Origin of the sequence: Flavobacterium selenitireducens (genome assembly GCF_014748335.1) — a bacterium.
GTDB classification, from domain to species: Bacteria; Bacteroidota; Bacteroidia; order Flavobacteriales; family Flavobacteriaceae; genus Flavobacterium; species Flavobacterium selenitireducens.
This window is the reverse complement of sequence record NZ_JAAVIY010000001.1, coordinates 298,374-319,274: the sequence shown is the minus strand read 5'-3', so window position 1 is coordinate 319,274 and position 20,901 is coordinate 298,374. Positions and strand designations below refer to the sequence as shown.

The window sequence follows — 20,901 nt, the reverse complement described above, 5'->3', positions numbered from 1 at the left end:
AGGAGCTGATCCGGCTTTGCACTTCAACCTTTTTCAACAAACGCCATTTTGCAGCAAATCGAGCCGGCTTCCGTTGGTCGCCGCCCCAATTCGGCAAAATTCGCCGTTTGTCGTCAAAAGGGTTTTCGCTTCAATCCGGGCTAAGTCAGTCCCGGGATTCTTCTTCAGAGCCGGGAAATTCAAAAAACGTGAAGCGCGATCCACCGTAATTTTTCTGGAAGCTGAAGTTCGGCAGGGCGTCCATCAGCGTGTATTTTGAATGTTCGATGACCATCATGCCTTCTTCCGACAGAAGCCCTTTTTCAAAAACAGCCAGGACGATTTTCTCAAAATCTTTTTGTGCCATATCGTAAGGCGGATCGGCAAAGATGATGTCGTATTGACCCGAAGCCTTTTCAAGGAAAGAAAGGACGCTCGCCTTGATGGCCGTTATCGGAAAACCGAATTCGGCAGCGGTTTGCTTGATGAACTTCACACATCCGAAATCAGCATCGACCGAGACGATGTGTTCCGCGCCTCGCGACCCGAATTCGTAAGAGATATTGCCCGTTCCTGAAAACAGGTCCAGGATACGCAGTCCGTCAAAGTCAAAATGGTTGTTGAGGATGTTGAACAGCGATTCTTTGCTCATGTCCGTCGTGGGGCGCACCGGCAGGTTTTTGGGAGCCGATATGCGACGCCCCTTGAACTGTCCTGAAATGATCCTCACGATTGGAAAAGAATAAAGTGTTTGCGGTTTTCAGACTCGGAAAGCGCATTGCGCGACTGCAGCCTCGAAACATCGAGAAGCGAGACGTTGCGCACGTAGCGATAGGCGATTTGGTAACAATCGGAATCCTCGCTGATATCGCCCAGCAGATGCAACTTGAAAAACTCAGGATTCAGGTTGAGTTGTTCGGCCGCGAACAGCAAATAGTATATAAAATCTTCTTTTGTACGGTAGTCGAACGAATTGAACAACAACAGCTTTTGGTTTTGCGCAACCACGAGCTCGAAACGATGGTCCGCAAAATGCGCGAACACCTGTTTTTCGTCGTTGTTTTTGGAACCCTCGAGCAATTTGGAGACCAGCACGCTGCTCAGGTGTTTGTACTCGAAGTTCCCAAATTTGTCGGCCACGAAATTATTAATCGCCAAAAACGGGAGGTACACATTGTTCATTTCGTAATTCGGAAGCTCGTCGTAAGCCACGTAATCGGTCTCGAAAACCTTGACATTATATTGGAGGTAACTGCCCAAGTAATGTTCGTCGAACAAAGCCTTCGGAACAAAAGTGCTCAGGCCGTTTTCGTGCGTGACCACGACCTGGTCGAAACGCTGCTGAAGTTCGGGCCGGTCGGCGAATGCTTTTACAAAAAACTCCTCCGCATTATGGCCCGTGCCCACATCGGTAAAACGAACTTCCTCAAACCCGACGACAGCGCCGGACAACGTGTCGGTCGTACAATACGAAAAACCATCCGGCCGCACGCGCAGGCTGAGTTTGCGGTAGTTTTTTTCGGTGATGTTGGGTCGGTTGACTAGCATTGGGGCGAAGTTAGGAATTTAATTAGATAATTGGATAATGAGACAATGAGATAATGGCGGTAAGTGTTGGGTAGCGATCAATTAAACACGAAATTTGCAATCGCGTCACTCATTATCTAATCATCTAATCGTCTAATTATCTAATTATCCAATTGACGTCCTTCTACCACATCCTCCTACGCGAATTCCCGTTTCAGCCCACGGCAAAGCAAGACATCTTTTTCCAGATGATTGCTGATTTCGCCACGAATTCGAAGCCGGATGAAATGTTCGTGCTCAAAGGATATGCGGGAACAGGGAAGACCACGGTGATTTCGACGCTCGTGAACGCCTTGCCCTTGATCCACAAACGATATGTTTTGCTCGCTCCCACGGGACGCGCGGCGAAAGTGATTTCGGGATATTCAGGCAAACAGGCCCAAACGATCCACCGGAAAATCTATTATCCCAAAAAAGGAAGCGGAGGCGGCGTGCAGTTCCAACTGATGCCCAACAAGCACGTCAATACGATTTTTATCGTGGACGAATCCTCTATGATAGGCGATTCAGGTTCGGACTCGAAATTTTACGAAAACGGCTCGCTTCTCGACGACCTTATCGAATACGTCTACACCGGAAAGAACTGCAAGATATTGATGCTCGGCGACACGGCCCAGCTGCCACCGGTAAATTCGGATGTGAGCCCGGCCCTCGAGGTCAACAACCTCATCAATTCCTATGGCATGGACATTCCGCATATCGAATTCGACGAGGTCATGCGCCAGGCCGAAGCATCGGGGATTTTGTACAACGCCACCCAACTTCGCGAACTGCTCGACGACGATTTTTTTACCGAATTCAAGTTCGACGTCAAATCGTTCAAGGATATCGTCAGGTTGACAGATGGTTACGACATACAGGATGCGATCCACTCGGCTTACGGAAATTTTTCGATCGAAGACACCGCCTTTATCGTGAGATCGAACAAACGCGCCAACCAGTACAACCAGCAAATCCGCGGACGCATACTCGACAAGGACAGCGAACTCTCGGTAGGGGATTACCTGATGGTCGTCAAAAACAATTATTTTTGGCTGAACGATTCAGACGAGGCCGGATTCATTGCCAACGGCGACATCGTTGAAGTACTCGAAATGTTTGGGATCAAGGAACTTTACGGATTCAAGTTCGCCAAGGCAAAGGTGCGCATGATCGACTATCCGAACCAGCGCCCGTTCGAGACCGTTTTGCTGCTCGACACGCTCACGAGCGAATCGGCATCGCTTACATACGACGAAGCCAACAAGTTGTATATGGCTGTCATGGAGGACTATGAAGACGAACGCGCCCAGTATCGAAAGCTGCAGAAGGTCAAGGCAAACGAATACTTCAACGCGTTGCAGGTAAAGTTTTCTTACGCCATTACGTGCCACAAATCACAAGGAGGCCAATGGAATACCGTTTTTATCGAGCAGCCGTATCTTCCGGACGGCATTTCGCGCGACTACATCCGATGGTTGTATACCGCCGTGACGCGCGCCCAGGACAAATTATACCTTATCGGGTTTCCCGACGACTTTTTTGAACACTGACGATGATGCAGGATTTGTACAGGATCGACAGCGAAATCTGGAACCCGCTTGGGTTTATTTTTTCGGACGGACAAGCCGATGTCGGGTCCAGGGAATACGACGGTTGCGTGTTTGCGCTCGACAGTTGTCGGATATTGTATCGGAAAGCCAAAATCACGCCCAGGAAAACAGGGCAGTTCGCAACGCTTTGGAAGCGAAACCACGAAAACAAGACGACGCCTTACCACCTCGACGATGATTTCGACTGTTGTATAATCGCCGTCGAACAGAATGAAAAGTTTGGCATTTTTGTGTTTCCCAAACAGGTTTTGGCCAGCCACGGCATCATCGGTTCCGGACGCAAACCAGGCAAACGCGGCTTCCGGCTTTACAGTGATTTCGACATCACGTTGAGCAAACAGGCGCAATCCACGAAAAGCTGGATGAAGGACTTTTTTGTCGATCTTGCGAACCCGGATTCCGCAAAAGCGAAATTCAGGACGATAATCGATCCAATCCTGCATTCAACAAACCTTAAACCTTAAACTCCAAACTTTAAACCTTAAACTTAAACCTCAAACTAACCTCCCATGAAAGTAATCGCCGTCATTCCCGCCCGTTACGCCTCAACCCGGTTTCCGGCCAAACTCCTCCAGGACCTTTGCGGGAAAACCGTCATCAGGAGAACTTACGAAGCAGCCGTGGCGACGAAGTTGTTCGACGATGTTTTTGTGGTTACCGATTCGGAACTCATCCAAAACGAAATTATTGTCAATGGAGGCAAGGCCATCATGAGCCAAAAGCAGCACGAGTCCGGCAGTGACCGGATAGCCGAAGCCGTGGCCGATATCGACTGCGACATCGTGGTCAATGTCCAGGGAGACGAGCCGTTCATAAACGGAGAACCGCTTGCCGAAGTGCTTGAGGTGTTCCGCAACGATCCCGGAAGGCAGGTCGACCTGGCCTCGCTGATGATCGAAATCAAAAAAGAGCACGACATCGAAAATCCCAACATCGTCAAAGTCGTTACCGACCAAAGCGGGTTTGCGCTTTACTTTTCGCGCTCGGTGATCCCGTTCGCGCGCGACAGGGAAGCGGGCGCGCGATATTTCAGGCATATTGGCGTCTATGCATTCCGCAAACAGGCGATCCTGGACTTTGCAGCACTTCCTATGAAGTCACTCGAAGCCACCGAAAAATTGGAGCAGTTGCGTTATCTCGAGTTCGGGAAACGCATCAGGATGATCGAAACACGACACGCCGGGATTGGCATCGACACGATCGAAGACCTTCAAAAAGCGAGACAGTTGCTCAAGGGATGATGCGGCAGGCGTTTTTTAGAAACCTCAAAGTTTTTTAAATGTTTGAGTTCGTGACAGACAATGCGCTTTATTCCTGGTGTTCGTGGAACAAGTAGTGGTACGCCTCGGTATTGTCGAGATAAGCCCCGTCAAACCCTGCGTGAATTATTTTCCTGATGTAAGAATCGGGGCCGCTGTAAACGATGCCTTTCCATTCCGGATCCCAAAACGCGACATAAAATTCTTCGTCGTATCCTTCGTACTTTTTCCTGAGCCAGGACGGTTTGCCGATTTTCCAGGATTTGTTCCAGTAGTAGCGCCATTTTTCGGCCGAACCGATGTTGACGTAACAAACCACAAGCCGCTTCCCGCCGTCGGCCTTCGTTTTGAGGCGGTCGAGTTCGGATTTCGTCAACGGTTGCTGGTCGTAGAACAAATCGATGATCAACAGGTCGAAGTTCGTTTGGGAAAGCGATTCCAGGAACGCCTCTTTCGTCTCAAATTCCTTAGGATTGATCAAATACAGATAGTTGCGCACCTGGTCCATTTCGGTGACATCATCCTGATTTTGGTTGCGGATGCGTTCCGGAATGTGTGAATAACTGTAATTGGACTTCATCCTGATGAACGGGACAAACCCGGCCTCGAGGTTGTATTGTGCTACTTTGTTGATTTGGGGCGTATCGGGAATGTATTCCGAAACCAGAATCTTGCGGTCATTTTTCAATGCGGACAAAATCGCGACGCGGGCCGAATCGATCGAGCCGTCTTCAGTATAGAACAATTCCTCGACGCCGAATCCATCAATTCCCTGTATGTATTGGTAATTCTTTCCCTGTCTCGGGTTCAGGTTCGTATAGGCGAGGTCGGCACCGTTTTGCGGAATGATGTTGAACCCGGGCTTCATCGCCTTGGCTGACTTCGAGATCTGGGTGACGAACTGTTGCATGGCAAGACCGGCCTCGGCTTCATTTCTGGGCTCGTCCCGATGAGCAGTGGTAGGGCTTTCCTTCTTGCTGCAGGATCCGATGGTCAGGATAGATATAAATAGGGACGCGGCGATGCGTTTCATAAAGTAGGGTTAAACGCTCAAAAATAGGGATTAAGGCGTAAGGTTCGCTATCGGATCGTGTTTTTGTTCGAAGATTCTTTTGGTGAGAAATTCGCGCATCAGATCGGCAATCGACGCAAATCTCTCAACGAAACGCTTGCTTTTTGTCCGGATGGAGTTCGGTACGGCATAGTCCAAATTGGGATTCGCCTATCATATGCTGCGGTTCCTCGGCATGCTCCGTCCTTGATGCAGGCTACCTCAAATCAAATCGGTCGCGATCGCCCATTTTGTTTTAGTGGGATTCGAACGAACTTTTTTCCTAAATTCGCTCGCATTTGCGGGAACATCCCGGCGCCTAGGGTTCGCCTTTATTTTAAAACTCCATCCGATGACAACTTTTCCTGTGACGGCGTCCACTTTATCAGAAGTGGAACTAGGCAATTTTATAAAAGAAAAATACCGGCTCGCCGACGATTTTGACTGCAAATTATTCAGGACCGGCGTAAATCATACGTATTTCATTTCCAACGGCAAGCAAAAATTCGTCGTCAGGGTTTACTGCTTTGAATGGCGGACCAAAACTGAAATTGAGCAGGAATTAGGCCTACTGAACCTACTTAGAGAAAATTCAATTTCCATTTCCTTTCCAATTCCCGATAAAAACGGACGTCTTATTCAGGAAATCAACGCCCCTGAAGGCATCCGATATGCCGTACTTTTTTCGTTTGCCGAAGGCCAAAAAATGCGTTTTATGTCGAACGAAACTTGTTTTCATATCGGTTCGCTAATGGCGAAAATCCACAACATAACCGAACGCAAGAAAATCGACAGAATAAGTTACGGCCCTGAAATCCTTTTGTATCAATCGTACGAAAGGTTAAGGCCATTTTTTTCTGAGGATTTGGACGAAATGAAGTTCGTAAAGGCAATAAGATCCAAAATATCCGGGAAATTCGAGGCCGGTAATTTAACGGAAAGTCAAAATGGAATCGTACATCTCGATATCTGGTATGACAATCTAAGTGTCAATAATGAAAACGAGATCACTGTTTTCGATTTCGACAACTGCGGAAATGGTCCGCTGATTCTGGATGTCGGATATTTTTGCAAACAGCTGTTCTTTATTGAGCACGATAAAGTACAATATGAATCGAAAGCAAAAAGCTTTTTAAGCGGTTATCAAAAAATAAGGCAGCTCTCCAACGGCGAATTGCAATTGATCCCGGAAGCCGGTGCGGCTGTTTTTGTCTTCTACCTCGGCGTGCAAGCACAAAGATTTGATTGGTCGAATATCTTTTTTACCGAAAACTACCTAAAAATGTTTGTTGGAAGAATAAGAGATTGGGTTGGTTATCACAATGGCAGACAATAATTGCAGGCAACAACAATCAAGCTGCTTTCGCAATCTGCCGAAGCAAACCACATCCCGAAGCCACAACTGGAAACTGGCACAAATCGCTTCACAAAAAATTGGTCCCGCGGCCTCGTTGTCCGCAGTGAAGCGGATGATAAGCGGATTCCGGTTTCCTCATCCGACGATTAGGCGTAGCTGCGAAAGAATCCTCCGCCCGAAAGTGCTCCGCGGCAACGAAGTCCTGCAGGGCAGACACCATCACCATCACGCACCTTTCCACAACAAACAAATCATGCCGAAAAACCAAATCGGTCATCATTCCGTACATCCCACCATAACAATCTAAATAACATCACATGAAAACATCAAAATTTATTACAGGTGCAATTGCCGCAATGGCCTTGTTTGTAAGTGTTACGGCTTCGGCCCAGGAAAAAACGGTAATGGTAGGCGGGGCCGCGATGTATCCATCCAAAAACATCGTCGAGAATGCCGTGAATTCGAAAGACCACACGACTTTGGTCGCGGCAGTCAAAGCAGCCGGATTGGTCGAAACGCTATCGGGAAAAGGGCCATTTACGGTGTTTGCGCCTACGAATGCGGCTTTCGACAAGCTTCCGAAGGGAACGGTTGAAACCCTGCTAAAACCAGAAAACAAAAAAATGCTCCAAGGCGTCCTGACGTATCACGTCGTTGCCGGTCAATGGAACGCGAGCGACATCGCCAAAGCGATCAAGACAGGCGGTGGCAAAGCCGAACTTAAAACCGTCCAGGGCGGCAAGCTTTGGGCGATGATGGATGGGAAAAAGCTAGTGCTGAAAGATGAAAAAGGAATGAAGGTTACCGTTGCGATCGCCGATGTCAACCAGTCAAACGGCGTCATCCATGTCGTCGATGGCGTGTTGATGCACAAATGATTGATTTGATTTGATTTGATTTGATTTGATTGGGCAAGGAGCTTCCGGAAACGGAGGCTCCTTTTTTTATTTCCCCAAAGGCCGTCCGATCACAAATTCCAACATAAAAAGTCGTTCCTTCTGCGATTTATCAGTAGCGCAAGGAGGTCGAATATCAAAAAACTTTCGATTCCGAACGGCAAAAAAAAAAAGCTGCTTCAAAACGAAACAGCCCAATATCAAAAAAATAAAATAAGGTTATCCCCTCAAACTGGCACCCAACTGCCCTTCGAAACTTTTGAGCAGTTTCCCCATGATCTTGTCGATCTGTTCGTCCGTCAAGGTTTTGGTCGTGTCCTGCAACGTAAAGCTGACCGCATACGACTTTTTCCCTTCCGGAAGGTTCTTGCCCTGGTAGACGTCGAAAAGGTTGACGTTCTTCAACAATGCCTTTTCGGTTTGTTTCGACAGGTTATAGATCGCGTCGAAGCCAACAGAGTCATCGACCAACAGCGCAAGGTCGCGCCTGACTTCCGGATATTTCGGTATGTCGGTGAATTTGATTTTGTTCGTCACGTATTTGAGCACGGCATCCCAATTGAAATCGGCGAAAAGCACTTCCTGCTTGATGTCGAAATGTTTGAGCACCGATTTTTTAACGATTCCGAATTCCACGATCACGTCTTCTCCTATGGCAAGCGAAATCCCTTCAGAAAACATGTCCGAAACAACCGGCTTCGTCTGGGCTTTCTCGATTCCGAGTCGGGACAATATGGCGCCGACATATCCTTTGAACACGAAAAAATCCGTAGGCCTTTGTGCCGCAGTCCAGCTTTCGGCCGAGCGGTTCCCTGAAATCGTCAGGGTCAGGTGCTTTTTTTCGTCATAGCCCAACAGGACTTTGTGATAGCTCTTTCCGAACTCGAACAATTTTAAGTCCGCATTCCGGCGGTTCACGTTATACGAGACTGCCTCGAGCGCCGAGAAAAGCAGCGATTGCCGCATTACGGCCAAATCGTTCGAAAGCGGGTTGAGCATCGTCACGTTGGCTTCATCCTTCAACAAATCCGACAATTGAATGTATTCCGGCGTCGTCAGCGAATTAGCCATCATCTCATTGAAGCCCTGGGACGTCAATTGGGAAGCGATGATGTTTTGCAGTTTATGGTCTTCGGTACGGGCGGAATTCGAAACCGTGGCGTTGAGCTTTTTGGTAAAATTGATGTTGTTGTAACCATAGACGCGAAGGATTTCCTCGATCACATCGATTTCGCGCGTCACGTCGACACGGTACGACGGGATCGTAAGCCCGAGGTTCGCGTCCGATGAACTGTTGACCTTGATGTCGAGCGAAGCCAGTATTTTCTTGATCGTCTCCTTCGGCAATTCCTGTCCGATCAGTTTCGTTGCTTTTCCGAAATTCAACACGACCTGGAAGTCCTCGATTTTTTTCGGATACAAATCGATCACGTCCGATGTCACTTCGCCTCCGGCTACTTCCTTGATCAGCAAGGCCGCGCGTTTCAATGCATATTCGGTGATCGTGGGATCGATGCCGCGTTCAAAACGGAAAGAAGCATCGGTATTGAGATTGTGCCGCTTGGCCGTCTTTCGCACCGAAACCGGGTTGAAATAGGCACTTTCAAGGAAAATTGAAGTCGTGGTTTCGCTCACGCCCGAATTTTGTCCGCCAAATACACCCGCTATGCACATTGGGCCTTTGTCGTCGCAAATCATCAGGTCTTCTTCGTGAAGCGTGCGCTCGATTGCGTCAAGCGTCGTAAATTTTGTCCCGGCTTCGAGCGTTTTCACGCATACCTTGCCGTTTATCTTGGCGGCGTCGAACGCGTGCAACGGCTGACCTAGCTCGTGCAATACGTAATTGGTGACGTCGACAATGTTGTTTTTCGGCGTAAGCCCGATCGCCTTCAATCGATTCTGCAACCATTCGGGTGACGCCTTTACGGTAAGCCCGGACATGGTCACGCCGCAATATCGCGGGGCGAGTTTCGCATCGGCTACGACCGCGTCAATTTTCAGTATGCGTTTGTCTATACGGAACGCCGACACAGATGGCGTGATCATCTCCACATGTACGTTGCGCTGCAGCAACCCGGCGCGCAAATCGCGTGCGACGCCCCAATGGCTCATCGCATCGGCCCGGTTCGGCGTGAGCCCGATCTCAAAAATCTCATCGTTCTCAACTTTAAACACCTGTGCAGCCGGCGTTCCCGGTTTGAGGCTTTCGTCGAGCACCATGATCCCGTCGTGGCTTTCCCCAAGGCCGAGTTCGTCCTCGGCGCAAATCATGCCCCAGCTTTCCTGGTCGCGTATCTTGCCTTTTTTGATGACGAAAGATTCTCCGTCTTTTGTGTACAACGTCGTTCCTATGGTCGCTACGGCCACCTTTTGTCCGGCGGCGACATTGGCGGCTCCGCAAACGATCTGTACGGCGGGATTGCCGTCGCCAAGGTCTACGGTGGTAACTTTGAGCCTGTCGGCATTCGGGTGTTGTTCGCACGTTAATACATGCCCGACCACGACGCCCTGCAAGCCGCCTTTGACGGTTTGGTATTTGTCAACGACTTCCACTTCAAGCCCGAGGTCAGTGAGCAGTGCAGAGGTTTCCTCGCTCGTCCAGTCGGTTTTGATGAATTGCTTTAGCCAGTTGTAAGAGATCTTCATATGGGAAATTTTAACTTCGTTCAATTCGGCATGTCGCCTCAGATAAGCGGCAAAGATACTAAGGTTGGCCGAATGTCAAAAGTCAAATGTTGCCCGAATTCGTCTAAATAAGCGTATTTTTTGGGCGTGCCGGCGGCAGGTTCCAATCGTGATTTCGCCAGCTTGGAACCAGTTTGGGATTCAGGCAACTTCGAAGGCCGCCGTCGGGCTCTCGCACTCGCTTTTTCCAAACCTCAAAGGTTCATTGCATGGCCGCCAATCCCATATGAATTCCCGCACGAAGCGGCATCGGCGTGAAAACTTTTGAGGTTGTTGAAAAGAGCTCAAACAATGCTGCGATCCCTCACGCATGAAATCGGTAAACGCGATCAGATAAGCTCCGAGACGTGGCGGCGGATATTTTCGGATATTTTCCGGGTCGGCAAATCATTTTCGTCATCCCCGAACGGTTCCTCGATTTCTTCGGCGATAAGCTCAAGGCTCGCCAGCACGTAAAAGATGAAAACCACGACGGGCGCGACATAATATCCGAGGCTGAACGCATACCCAAACGGCAGTGTCAGCACATAGATAAAAATGAATTTCTTGATGAAAGCGCTGTAGGAGTAGGGAATAGGAGTGTTTTTGATGCGTTCGCAGGCGCCGCAAATGTCGGTAAAGGACTGTACTTCGGCATTGATGATGATGAGTTGGTCGCCCGTGATTTTCCCTTGCCCGTAAAGCGAATTCACGCGATCGAAGAGCTGGGCGGCGATTTGGTTGGGCTTGTGTTTGTGGTGGTCGATCGCGAGGTCGAGGTCGTCAAAGAGTTGTTGGCCGGTTTCCTTGTCGTTAAGATGGGTGGCCAACACCGCGGCGTAATCGGGAATCAGTTTGCGAAAAAAGGCATGGTCCTCTTCAGATTTCAAAATCGACCGCAGTTTTAACGCTAAGTTGCGGCTGTTGTTGACCAACGATCCCCAGTGTTTTCGCCCTTCCCACCAACGATCGTATGCAGTATTGGTGCGAAAGACGAGCAAAAGCGAGATCACGAAGCCCAACATGCTGTGCATCGTGTTGATATTCCGGATGTAATTCGACTCCGCCAGCTTCCAATACTCGACCTCCAACCATCCGATAAAGCCGGAATACAGCCCAATGCCGAGCATCAGCGGCCAAAGTTTGTGGAACGTGTCCGAACGCTGGACGAGGAAAATGAACGAAAACCAGTCTTTGGTATTGTAGGAACGCATTTTTGGAGGTGTTGGTGGAGTTTAAAGTTTAAGGTTTAAAGTTTAAAGTTTAAAGTTGGCGGAACAGTAAACGTTGAACAAAAATAAACTAAAACGACAAATTCCCCGCTAGTTCCCGAAGCGTGATTTCCGAGATCTTTGCGTTGTATTTGGCTACGCTGTGTCGCAATTGGGCGTTTACGTAGTTGAGCTGGGCCGTGCGGTATTCGATCGTGGGAATCGTTCCGATGCGGTATTTTTCCATCGTGATGTAGAGGTTCTCTTTGGCGATTTCTTCATTTTGCGACTCGAGGTCGATCAGGCTGATGTTCGTCAGGTACGTCTGGTAAGCCGAACCCAATTGGGACATTATGGCCTGGCTTTGCTGGTCGATCAGCAGCTTGGAGTTCTCTATTTGCAATTTCGCGACTTTCTCGTTGCGGTTTTGGTTGAAACCGTTGAAAATGTTCAGGTTGGCCGAAAATCCATATGCCAAACCATTGGACGAAGTACGCTGGGTAAACCCAAGGCTGTTTTGCGTCTCGACGAAGTTATAGCCCGTACTGACGCTGACCACCGGATAACGCTGGGCCTTCACTGCCCGAAGGTTGTATTCGGCTATGCGCTTGTTGATCAGTTGGACCTGCAACGCCGGATTCTGTTTTTGGGCGAGTGTTTCCAGATCCGGCAGCAACAAGGTGTTGTCGGCAGTTATTTCGTCAATCACGTCAAATTCCGTCTTGGTGTCGCGCGCCATCAGTTCGTTTAGCGCAATCTTGGAGTTTGCATAGGTTTCCTTGGCGCGCAACAGGTTGGTCTGGTCGGTATTGAAATCGACCTCTGCGTTGAGCACTTCCAGCTTGCTCGATTTTCCGATCGTAAACCGGTTCTGGGCCAGATCGACCCTGGAACGCGAAATGATCAACGTGGTGTCAAGCGCTGCGAGCTGCTGTTTTTGCTGTACAAGATCGTAATAAGCCGTGAGCACGTCTGAGGCACGCGTCATCACCATCAGCTGGAATTCGGCCTGACCTTGTTTCTCGATCTCCTTGAGCTGGTCGTAACGGGCGAACATTCCCAAGCCGTCAAATACTGTCCATTCGAGTGCAGCCCCGTAATTGAGGTTGGAATTTCGGGCGTTGTCCAACGATTGCTGTGTGCCGTCGTTGCGGATCTGTTCGCTGCTCTGGATGCTGTTGTTGTCGATGACGCTGGCCGTGACGCTCGGCAACATTCCGGCGTTCCCTATTGTTTTATTGGTTTGGTCGACCTTTAGGTCGTTTTTCGCGATCCGGATGTCGTAATTGTTTTCGATCGCAATCTTGACGGCCTCGTCTGGCGTAAGCAAATCCTGGGCGTTGGCCGCCAAAGCAAATGAAATCCCAAGCAAGCAAAATAGTATTCTCATAATGAAGACTGGCTTTCTTTTTCGTATTGTTCGGCGTTGTCGAGTTCGGGTCTGTGGACGCGCTGTCTCGACCAGAGCGAATAGATCGCCGGGATGACATAAAGCGTGAGCACCAACGAAAAAACCGTTCCGCCGACGATCACGATTCCCATGCCCATACGGCTTGTGGCCGCAGCTCCGAGCGACATCGCGATAGGCAGGGCGCCGAGCGCGATCGCAAGACTCGTCATCAGGATCGGGCGCAAACGGGCTTCGGAAGCCTCGAGGATCGCCTCGGTCTTATCGCGTCCCTGCTCCCGCAACTGGTTGGCGAATTCGACGATTAGGATACCGTTCTTGGTCACGAGCCCAATGAGCATCACCGTCCCGATCTGGCTAAAAATGTTCCACGTCTGTCCGAAAAGCCAAAGCGAAAGCAACGCACCGGCAACCGCCATGGGAACCGTCAGGATGATGATCAACGGATCGAGGAAGCTTTCGAACTGGGCGGCCAGGATCAGGTAAATCAGCAACAGCGCCAATCCGAAGGCGAACAACGTATTGGAGGAACTTTCCACGAAATCGCGCGATTCTCCTCCCAAATCGGTAGTAAAGGTATCGTCGAGCACTTTGGCCTTGATGCGATCCATGGCCGCAATGCCGTCGCTGATCGAATTTCCGGGTGCGAGTCCGGCCGAAACCGTCGCCGACATATAGCGGTTGTTGTGGTAAAGCTGAGGCGGATTGCTCTGTTCGTTCACACTTACCACGTTGTCGAGCTGGATCAGTTGACCGCTTGCGTTTTTGACGAACATAGAGGTGAGGTCGAGCGGTTTCGAGCGGTCGACTTCCTCGAATTGTCCCATGACCTGATATTGCTTTCCATTCCGCATGAAATAGCCGAAACGTTGTCCGGAAAGCGAAAGTTGCAATGTCTGGGCGATATCCATGACCGAGATGCCGAGGCTTTCCGCCTTTTCGCGATCGATCGTAATGTTGATTTCCGGCTTGTTGAATTTGAGGTTGACGTCGGAATTCGAAAACGTTTCGTCATTGCCGACTTCTTCCATGAACTGCGGAATCTTTTCCTGCAATTGCTCGAAATTCTGGGCCTGGATGATATATTGTATCGGGAATCCGCCGCGACGGTTGACGGCAATCGTTGGCGATTCCGACACATTGACGCGGGCTTCGGGATAGCGCTTGGTCCATTTGGTAAGGTCAGCGGCTATGTCTTTTTGTGCGCGGTCGCGATCTTCTGGTTCGACGAGCGCGATCCGGATGCGTCCGCTGTTAACGGCTGCCGAACCAAAACCGGGCGAAGTGATCACGAGCGAAACTTTCTTTTCGGGAATGGAATCGTCAATGAGCTCGGACATTTCGGTCATGAAGCGATCCATATATTGGTACGTCGCACCTTCAGGTCCTGTGACGTTGACGCCGACAAAACTGCGGTCGTCATAAGGCGCGGTTTCTTTGGGCAGGATCGAGAAGAAAAGCACGATGAACCCGAGGCAGATGATGATGATCGGAAAACTCAACCAGCGGCGGCCCATGAATTTCTTTAAGGATGAGGCGTAACCTTCGTTCATTTTGACGAAATACGGCTCAGACCACGTATAGAACTTCGATTTGTTGTGAGCCGAATCCGCCTTCATCAGATATGCGTTGAGCATCGGCGTAAGCGTCAGCGATACGAATGCCGATATGAGCACCGCCGCCCCGATCACGACGCCAAACTCCCGGAAGAGCCGCCCGACAAAGCCTTCGAGGAAAATGATCGGAAGGAAAACCGCAGCGAGCGTAACGGAAATGGAAATTACCGCGAAGAAGATCTCGTTTGATCCGCGAATCGCCGCTTCGATGGGCGACATGCCTTCCTCGACTTTCTTGAAAATGTTTTCGGTCACGACGATACCGTCATCGACGACGAGCCCGGTAGCCAGGACGATGGCCAGCAACGTCAATACGTTTACTGAAAATCCGAGCAAGTACATAATGAAAAACGTCCCGATAAGCGAAACCGGAATGTCGATGAGCGGACGGAACGCTATGGCCCAATCGCGGAAAAACAAATAGATGATCAGGATCACGAGCACGAGCGCGATCGCCAGGGTCTCGACGACTTCGATAACCGATTTCTTGATGAAGACCGTGTTGTCGATGGCGATGTTGAGTTGCAGATCTTTCGGAAGCGTGTTTTTGAGCTGGTCGTATTCCTTGTAGAATTCGTCGGCTATGTCGATGTAATTCGTTCCCGGTTGCGGAACGATGGCCAAACCGACGAGCGGCAACCCGGAAGAGGTCATTTTTGTCTCGAGGTTTTCAGGACCGAGTTCGGCGTAACCGACGTCGCTAAGGCGCACGATGCGTTCGCCGGCCGCCAAAATGATGATGTTGTTGAATTGTTCCGGTTCGGAGAGATTTCCCATCGTCTTGACGAGCAATTCGGTGTTTTTTCCGGTCAGTTTTCCTGACGGAAGTTCAATGTTTTGTGCATCCAACGCGTTTCTCACGTCCGAGACCGTAACGCCGTAAGAGGTAAGTTTTATCGGATCGAGCCAAATGCGCATTGCATAGCGTTTCTGTCCCCAAATCTGGACCGACGAAACGCCGGGGATCGTCTGCAAGCGTTCTGCGATCACATTCTCGGCATAATCGCTGAGCTCAAGCGGATCGCGGGAATCGCTTTGCACGGTCATCGTGATGATCGGTTCGGAATCCGCGTCGGCTTTGGAAACCACCGGCGGAGCGTCGATGTCCTGGGGCAAACTGCGAACCGCCTGAGAAACTTTGTCGCGCACGTCATTGGCCGCTTCCTCGAGGTTTTTCTCAAGTTCGAATTCTACGGTAATGTTGCTCGAGCCCTGGTTGCTCGAAGAGGTAATGTTGCGGATGCCGTCGATCTGGTTGATGGCTTTCTCGAGCGGCTCGGTTATCTGGGATTCGATGATGTCGGCGTTAGCGCCCGTGTAACTTGTCCTGACCGAGATTTGGGCCGGGTCGATCGAAGGGAATTCGCGTATGCCGAGATAGGTAAATCCTACCACGCCAAAAAGTATGATCGCCAGGTTCATGACGATCGTCAGCACGGGGCGCTTGATGCTGAGCGTGGACAAACTCATGATTTGGCGGCTTTTTGGATTTTGACTTTTACGGGCGCATCCGCCTTGAGCGACATCACGCCGGTCGTAATCACGGTGTCCCCGGCTTTAAGTCCGGACAAGATCAGGATTTCGGAGGCTGTTCTCGTGGCGGTTTCCACTTTGACTTCCTTGGCTTTCCCGCCATCGGAGACAAATACTTTTTTACCGTCCTGGACCGGGATCACGGCCTCGGTCGGAATGACGATCGCGTTTTCGATCTTTTGCAGCGGAAGCCCGACGTTCGCAAATGTGCCCGGCAACAGTCGGCCGTTGGGATTGCGGGCGAGGGCGCGCATGCGAAGTGTTCTCGTATCGACGGTAATTTCGGGCTCTATGGCGTAAATTTTTGCAGAGAATTCATCGGTTGTCCCGGCAACGGTAAAGTTGATGATCGAGCCGATTTTCATTTGGGGAGCATATTTTTCCGGAACCGAAAAGGTGATCTTGACTTCAGCGCTGTTGACGAGTTTGGCGACAATGGTTTCGGCTGTCAGGTAGGTTCCCGGGGAAATGTTGCGCAGTCCGATCTTGCCTGAAAACGGAGCCCGTACGGCGGTTTTGCCCAATTGCGCCTGGATCAGCTGGCTTTCGGCTTTCGCAGATTTGAAATCGGCACTCGCGATGTCGTATTCCTCCCGGCTGATGGCTTCTTTTTCGAGCAACAGCTTGGCGCGTCTCTCGTTCTCGCTGGCGAGCTGTTGAGCGGTCTTGGCTTTGGAAAGCTGGGCGCGCAGTTCGACGTCGTTAACCTTAAAAAGCACCTGGCCTTTACTCACGACCGTGCCTTCGTTAAAAAAGATTTTTTCGACGATCCCTGAAACTTCGCTCCTGATATCTACGGATTCGTTGGCTTCAATCGAGCCCGACAACGACAAGTTGTTTTCAAAATCCTGCGGCTGGGCGACGATACCCGAAACCACCTGGGCTTTTTTAGGGCCTTTATCGTCTTTTTTCGCTTCCTTGTTGGCAGATATCCGATAAAAGACGAGCGCCCCGATGCCAAGAGCCAAAAGACCGTAAACTATATATTTTATTTTCATTTTTTGAGCGAATGGGTAGCTGCAAATCTAAGTGAATGCGCAGTGGTTTCCGGAACTGTTAATTTTTATTTAACAACCGTCCAAACAACGATTTTACCGTGCAAAAAATCAGGGATTAATTGGACGAAGAGTAGCGTATTTTGCTGGATTGGTCAATAATGTTTCGGATGGAATCAATGCAATGGAAAAGGTTTAAACGGAATTTGTCTTTTAACGCAAAAATAAAGCGTGGCGCGGGTGCGTTCTGTGGATTTTTAACGTTTATCGATAGCTAAAATTGATGGAGTATTTTCGGGGAAGGAGATATAATGTTATGGGATGGGAAGTATGGGACGCAAAAAATAATGTGGGATAACTTTGTCAGGGTGCCGAAATTCGGGTTTGGATGGTACTTTTTACGTGGAATTCGAGAGTTTTTTCTTGATTTTTGGTACTTTGAGCGAATAAAGAAGTTATTTCCGCGAATTCGCGAATTTTCAGGCTTTTTAAACAGAAGGTTATTGCCGCGAATTTGCGAATTTTAGGGCTTTTCGGTAACCGCAAGATCTAAATTTGCGATGTTTTACGCATTTTCGAGGTTTTCGGCATTCGCTAAAACGAACTTTGTTCTTTCTAAAAGGGTAACAGGTTTATAACCCAGTAAGGCGAAGTAGTTGGTTTTTTGACGCTTACTATTTTGCCACGAATTCGAGAGTTTTTCTTTATTTCTGGTACTTTGAAGCGATTAAAAAGGTTATTGCCGCGAATTCGAATTTTCGGTCTTTTTAAACGGAAGGTTATTGCCGCGAATCCTGGAATTTTCGTGATTTTTAAACAGAAGGTTATTGCTGCGAATCGGGAATTTTCAGGCTTTTTAAGCAGAACGTTATTGCCGCGAATTCGCGAATTTTAGAGCTTTTTAATCAGAATATTATTGCCGCGAATTCGCGAATTTGATGGATTTTCGGTGAAGCTACTATTTGCCACGAATTCGAGAGTTTTTCTTCTTTAAAGCGAGTAAAAAGGTTATTGCCGCGAATTCGCGAATTTTCGGGCTTTTTAGACAGAAGGTTATTGCCGCGAATTTGGAAATTTTCGGTCTTTTTAGACAGAAGGTTATGCTGCGAATTCGGGAATTTTTGGGCTGTTTAAACAGAAGGTTATTGCCTCGAATTCGGGAATTTTTGGGCTGTTTAAACAGAAGGTTATTGCCTCGAATTCGGGAATTTCCGGTCTTTTTAAACAGAAAGTTATTGCCGCGAATTCGCGAATTTGATGGATTTTCGGTGAAGCTACTATTTGCCACGAATTCGAGAGTTTTTCTTCTTTAAAGCGAGTAAAAAGGTTATTGCCGCGAATTCGCGAATTTTCGGTCTTTTTAAACAGAAGGTTATCGCCGCGAATTCTCGAATTTGATGGATTTCGGTAACCGCAAGATCTATATTTTCGACGATTAAGTTTTTGGCATTCGCTAAAGCGAGCCTGTCACTTAAACGGGTGACAGGGTTTATAACTCTGTCAAGGTGTAGAAATATCGGGTTTAATTTGCGTTTAATTTCCCCATTCCAAGAATTCCCGATTCGAAGTCAACAAAGAATTCCGGCCGTCAACTGATGTAATTCCAGATATTCTGCTTTCGGGTCATTTCAATGTAGACGTGACGCATCGCGGCATTTTCCGGTTTTTCCATCGTGGGATCTTCGCGTAGCACCTGGATGGCAAAAGCCCGCGCGTGGGCCAGGATATCGCGGTCGCGTACAATATCGGCGATGCGAAGGTTGAGCACGCCGCTTTGTTGGGTTCCCATAAGATCGCCCGGCCCGCGCAGCTTAAGGTCGACCTCGGCAATCTCGAAGCCGTCGTTCGTGCGCACCATCGTGTCCATACGGGTTTTGGAATCGGGTGAAAGCTTGTGGCCTGTCATCAGGATGCAGTAGCTCTGTTCGGCACCACGCCCGACGCGACCTCGAAGCTGGTGCAATTGGGACAGTCCGAACCTTTCGGCCGACTCGATTACCATTACCGAGGCATTCGGGACGTTGACACCCACTTCAATCACGGTAGTGGCCACCATAATATTGGTTTTGCCTTTCGAGAAACGCTCCATCTCGGCATCTTTGTCAGCGGGTTTCATTTTGCCGTGTACGATAGAAACCGAATATTGGGGCAACGGGAAATCGCGTGAGATGCTTTCATAACCGTCCATCAGGTCCTTGTAATCCAGCTTGGCGGATTCCTCGATAAGCGGATAGACGATGTAAATTTGGCGGCCTTTCGCGATTTCGTCCCTGATGAATTTCCAGACTTTGAGGCGGTTGGAATCCAATCGGTGGACGGTTTGTATGGGTTTGCGGCCCGGCGGAAGCTCGTCTATTACCGAGACGTCGAGGTCGCCGTAAAGACTCATCGCCAGCGTCCTTGGGATAGGCGTGGCGGTCATGACCAAAACGTGGGGCGGTATGTCGTTTTTCTTCCAAAGTTTGGAACGCTGCTCCACGCCGAAGCGGTGCTGCTCGTCGATAACGGCCAGCCCGAGGTTGTGGAACCTTACCTTGTCTTCCAAAAGTGCGTGCGTCCCGATCAAAATGTGAAGCGTCCCGTTTTCGAGTTCCTCGTGTATCACTTTGCGCTCGTTCGGCCTGACCGATCCCGTCAAGATCCTGATATTGACGCCCAAACCTTTTGCCATCTCGCTCAATCCTTTAAAGTGTTGGCTGGCCAGGATTTCGGTAGGAGCCATGAGGCAGCTTTGGAAACCGTTGTCGAGGGCGATCAGCATCGACATCAGCGCGACCATCGTCTTACCCGATCCGACATCACCCTGGAGCATTCGGTTCATCTGGGCTTCGCTGCCCATATCGTTGCGGATTTCCTTGATTACCCGTTTTTGCGCGCCCGTCAGCTCAAACGGGAGGTGGTTCTGGTAAAAATCGTTGAAATACCGCCCGACCTGTTTAAACGGATGCCCTTTGATCTTGTGCTTCCGAATGAGATTCTTCGAGATCAGTTGCAGTTGGATGAAGAACAATTCCTCGAATTTCAGCCGGAATTGGGCCACGGCAAGCGCTTCCGAACTTTTTGGGAAATGAATGTTGAACATGGCCGCTTTCTTAGGGATCAGGTTGGCATTCCGAATCAGGTCTGGCGGCAGCGTTTCCGCAAAATTTGCCTGTGTTTCGACAAACAGCTGATGGACCATGCGAACCAGGACACGGTTGCTGATACCGCGGTTCGAAAGCATTTCGGTAGACGGATACACCGGTTGCAGCACCGTTCGCAGGCTTTGCTCGTGTTCGGACAACAACTCGATTTCCGGATGCGCCATGCTGTGCATATTTCCGAACGCGGCAGCTTTGCCAAAAACGACGATTGGAACGCCTATCTTGATGCTTTCGCGAATCCATTTGATGCCCTGGAACCACACAAGGTCCATTTGGCCGGTCTCGTCGGCAAATGTCGCCACAAGACGCTTTCCCTTGCCTTCTACGGTTTTGACGTGTATGATTTTACCGATTACTTGGACTTCTGCGCTGCTTTGGTTGAGTTCGCCTATTTTGTAATATCGCGTGCGGTCGATGTAGCGATTCGGGAAAAAATTGGCGAGGTCCGCGTAGGTCGCAATTCCCAATTCCTTGCGCAAAAGCTGGGCGCGGGACGGGCCGACGCCTTTCAGGAATTCGATTGGTGTTTGCAGGATGGACGACATGGCGGGAATTGTACGCGAATATAAGGGTTATTGCAAAAATGGCGAAATGCCCAATTTCGGAAATC

General features: G+C 49.5%; 14 protein-coding genes. 5 read left to right on the top strand and 9 right to left on the bottom strand.

Translation table 11 applies throughout. The annotated features are described in order from the left end of the window. Positions 1 to 145: 145 nt before the first annotated feature. Together rsmD and HC229_RS01430 are read right to left on the bottom strand one after the other, a co-directional pair. Positions 146 to 709 (bottom strand): 16S rRNA (guanine(966)-N(2))-methyltransferase RsmD, encoded by a 564-nt coding sequence (gene rsmD / locus HC229_RS01435; protein ID WP_191018652.1) that lies wholly within the window; start codon positions 707 to 709, stop codon positions 146 to 148. Next, positions 706 to 1,527, bottom strand: coding sequence for a DUF3822 family protein (locus HC229_RS01430; RefSeq protein WP_191018651.1), 822 nt, complete (start codon positions 1,525 to 1,527; stop codon positions 706 to 708). Before HC229_RS01430 ends, rsmD begins: the two co-directional genes overlap by 4 nt. Before the next feature lie 146 nt (positions 1,528 to 1,673). Between HC229_RS01430 and HC229_RS01425 the strand changes: the two genes are divergently transcribed. From HC229_RS01425 to kdsB, 3 genes are read left to right on the top strand one after another with little or no spacing between them, the layout of a single operon-like run. Next, positions 1,674 to 3,098: an ATP-dependent DNA helicase gene (locus HC229_RS01425; protein WP_191019076.1), complete on the top strand. Its 1,425-nt coding sequence runs from the start codon at positions 1,674 to 1,676 to the stop codon at positions 3,096 to 3,098. Between the two features lie 2 nt (positions 3,099 to 3,100). Further along, complete coding sequence (locus HC229_RS01420; RefSeq protein WP_191018650.1) at positions 3,101 to 3,622, top strand: MepB family protein; 522 nt, start codon at positions 3,101 to 3,103, stop codon at positions 3,620 to 3,622. 45 nt (positions 3,623 to 3,667) lie between these two features. Next, a complete protein-coding gene (kdsB, locus tag HC229_RS01415; protein WP_191018649.1) occupies positions 3,668 to 4,399 on the top strand; it encodes a 3-deoxy-manno-octulosonate cytidylyltransferase in 732 nt (243 codons plus the stop codon). A 67-nt stretch (positions 4,400 to 4,466) separates the two neighbouring features. Here the strand turns inward: kdsB and HC229_RS01410 are convergent, their stop codons facing one another. Next, complete coding sequence (locus tag HC229_RS01410; RefSeq protein ID WP_191018648.1) at positions 4,467 to 5,450, bottom strand: endo alpha-1,4 polygalactosaminidase; 984 nt, start codon at positions 5,448 to 5,450, stop codon at positions 4,467 to 4,469. Between the two features lie 370 nt (positions 5,451 to 5,820). Between HC229_RS01410 and HC229_RS01405 the strand changes: the two genes are divergently transcribed. Together HC229_RS01405 and HC229_RS01400 are read left to right on the top strand one after the other, a co-directional pair. Further along, the gene (locus HC229_RS01405) at positions 5,821 to 6,804 is read left to right on the top strand and encodes a phosphotransferase (protein WP_191018647.1); all 984 of its coding nucleotides are present in this window, start codon (positions 5,821 to 5,823) and stop codon (positions 6,802 to 6,804) included. A gap of 338 nt (positions 6,805 to 7,142) precedes the next feature. Beyond that, positions 7,143 to 7,703 (top strand): fasciclin domain-containing protein, encoded by a 561-nt coding sequence (locus tag HC229_RS01400; RefSeq protein ID WP_191018646.1) that lies wholly within the window; start codon positions 7,143 to 7,145, stop codon positions 7,701 to 7,703. 237 nt (positions 7,704 to 7,940) lie between these two features. Here HC229_RS01400 and pheT read toward each other — a convergent pair whose 3' ends face one another. From pheT to recG, 6 genes are all read right to left on the bottom strand, one after another. Continuing rightward, positions 7,941 to 10,367: a phenylalanine--tRNA ligase subunit beta gene (gene pheT, locus HC229_RS01395; protein WP_191018645.1), complete on the bottom strand. Its 2,427-nt coding sequence runs from the start codon at positions 10,365 to 10,367 to the stop codon at positions 7,941 to 7,943. A gap of 368 nt (positions 10,368 to 10,735) precedes the next feature. Continuing rightward, positions 10,736 to 11,599 carry a bestrophin family protein gene (locus HC229_RS01390; protein WP_191018644.1) on the bottom strand — a complete coding sequence of 288 codons (864 nt, stop codon included), beginning with the start codon at positions 11,597 to 11,599 and terminating at the stop codon, positions 10,736 to 10,738. A gap of 88 nt (positions 11,600 to 11,687) precedes the next feature. Then, complete coding sequence (locus tag HC229_RS01385) at positions 11,688 to 12,986, bottom strand: TolC family protein (RefSeq protein WP_191018643.1); 1,299 nt, start codon at positions 12,984 to 12,986, stop codon at positions 11,688 to 11,690. Then, positions 12,983 to 16,090 (bottom strand): efflux RND transporter permease subunit, encoded by a 3,108-nt coding sequence (locus HC229_RS01380; RefSeq protein ID WP_191018642.1) that lies wholly within the window; start codon positions 16,088 to 16,090, stop codon positions 12,983 to 12,985. The genes HC229_RS01385 and HC229_RS01380 overlap by 4 nt, the downstream gene beginning before the upstream one ends. Beyond that, a complete protein-coding gene (locus tag HC229_RS01375; protein WP_191018641.1) occupies positions 16,087 to 17,151 on the bottom strand; it encodes an efflux RND transporter periplasmic adaptor subunit in 1,065 nt (354 codons plus the stop codon). Before HC229_RS01375 ends, HC229_RS01380 begins: the two co-directional genes overlap by 4 nt. Positions 17,152 to 18,736: 1,585 nt before the next feature. Then, the gene (gene recG / locus HC229_RS01370) at positions 18,737 to 20,836 is read right to left on the bottom strand and encodes an ATP-dependent DNA helicase RecG (RefSeq protein WP_191018640.1); all 2,100 of its coding nucleotides are present in this window, start codon (positions 20,834 to 20,836) and stop codon (positions 18,737 to 18,739) included. Positions 20,837 to 20,901: the final 65 nt, after the last annotated feature.

Coding starts and splice junctions, on each gene's coding strand:
- kdsB (WP_191018649.1), top strand. CDS start 3,668: ATGAAAGTAATCGCCGTCATTCCCGCCCGTTACGCCTCAACCCGGTTT.
- HC229_RS01410 (WP_191018648.1), bottom strand. CDS start 5,450: ATGAAACGCATCGCCGCGTCCCTATTTATATCTATCCTGACCATCGGA.
- HC229_RS01385 (WP_191018643.1), bottom strand. CDS start 12,986: ATGAGAATACTATTTTGCTTGCTTGGGATTTCATTTGCTTTGGCGGCC.
- pheT (WP_191018645.1), bottom strand. CDS start 10,367: ATGAAGATCTCTTACAACTGGCTAAAGCAATTCATCAAAACCGACTGG.
- HC229_RS01380 (WP_191018642.1), bottom strand. CDS start 16,090: ATGAGTTTGTCCACGCTCAGCATCAAGCGCCCCGTGCTGACGATCGTC.
- HC229_RS01390 (WP_191018644.1), bottom strand. CDS start 11,599: ATGCGTTCCTACAATACCAAAGACTGGTTTTCGTTCATTTTCCTCGTC.
- HC229_RS01430 (WP_191018651.1), bottom strand. CDS start 1,527: ATGCTAGTCAACCGACCCAACATCACCGAAAAAAACTACCGCAAACTC.
- HC229_RS01405 (WP_191018647.1), top strand. CDS start 5,821: ATGACAACTTTTCCTGTGACGGCGTCCACTTTATCAGAAGTGGAACTA.
- HC229_RS01400 (WP_191018646.1), top strand. CDS start 7,143: ATGAAAACATCAAAATTTATTACAGGTGCAATTGCCGCAATGGCCTTG.
- HC229_RS01375 (WP_191018641.1), bottom strand. CDS start 17,151: ATGAAAATAAAATATATAGTTTACGGTCTTTTGGCTCTTGGCATCGGG.
- HC229_RS01420 (WP_191018650.1), top strand. CDS start 3,101: ATGATGCAGGATTTGTACAGGATCGACAGCGAAATCTGGAACCCGCTT.
- recG (WP_191018640.1), bottom strand. CDS start 20,836: ATGTCGTCCATCCTGCAAACACCAATCGAATTCCTGAAAGGCGTCGGC.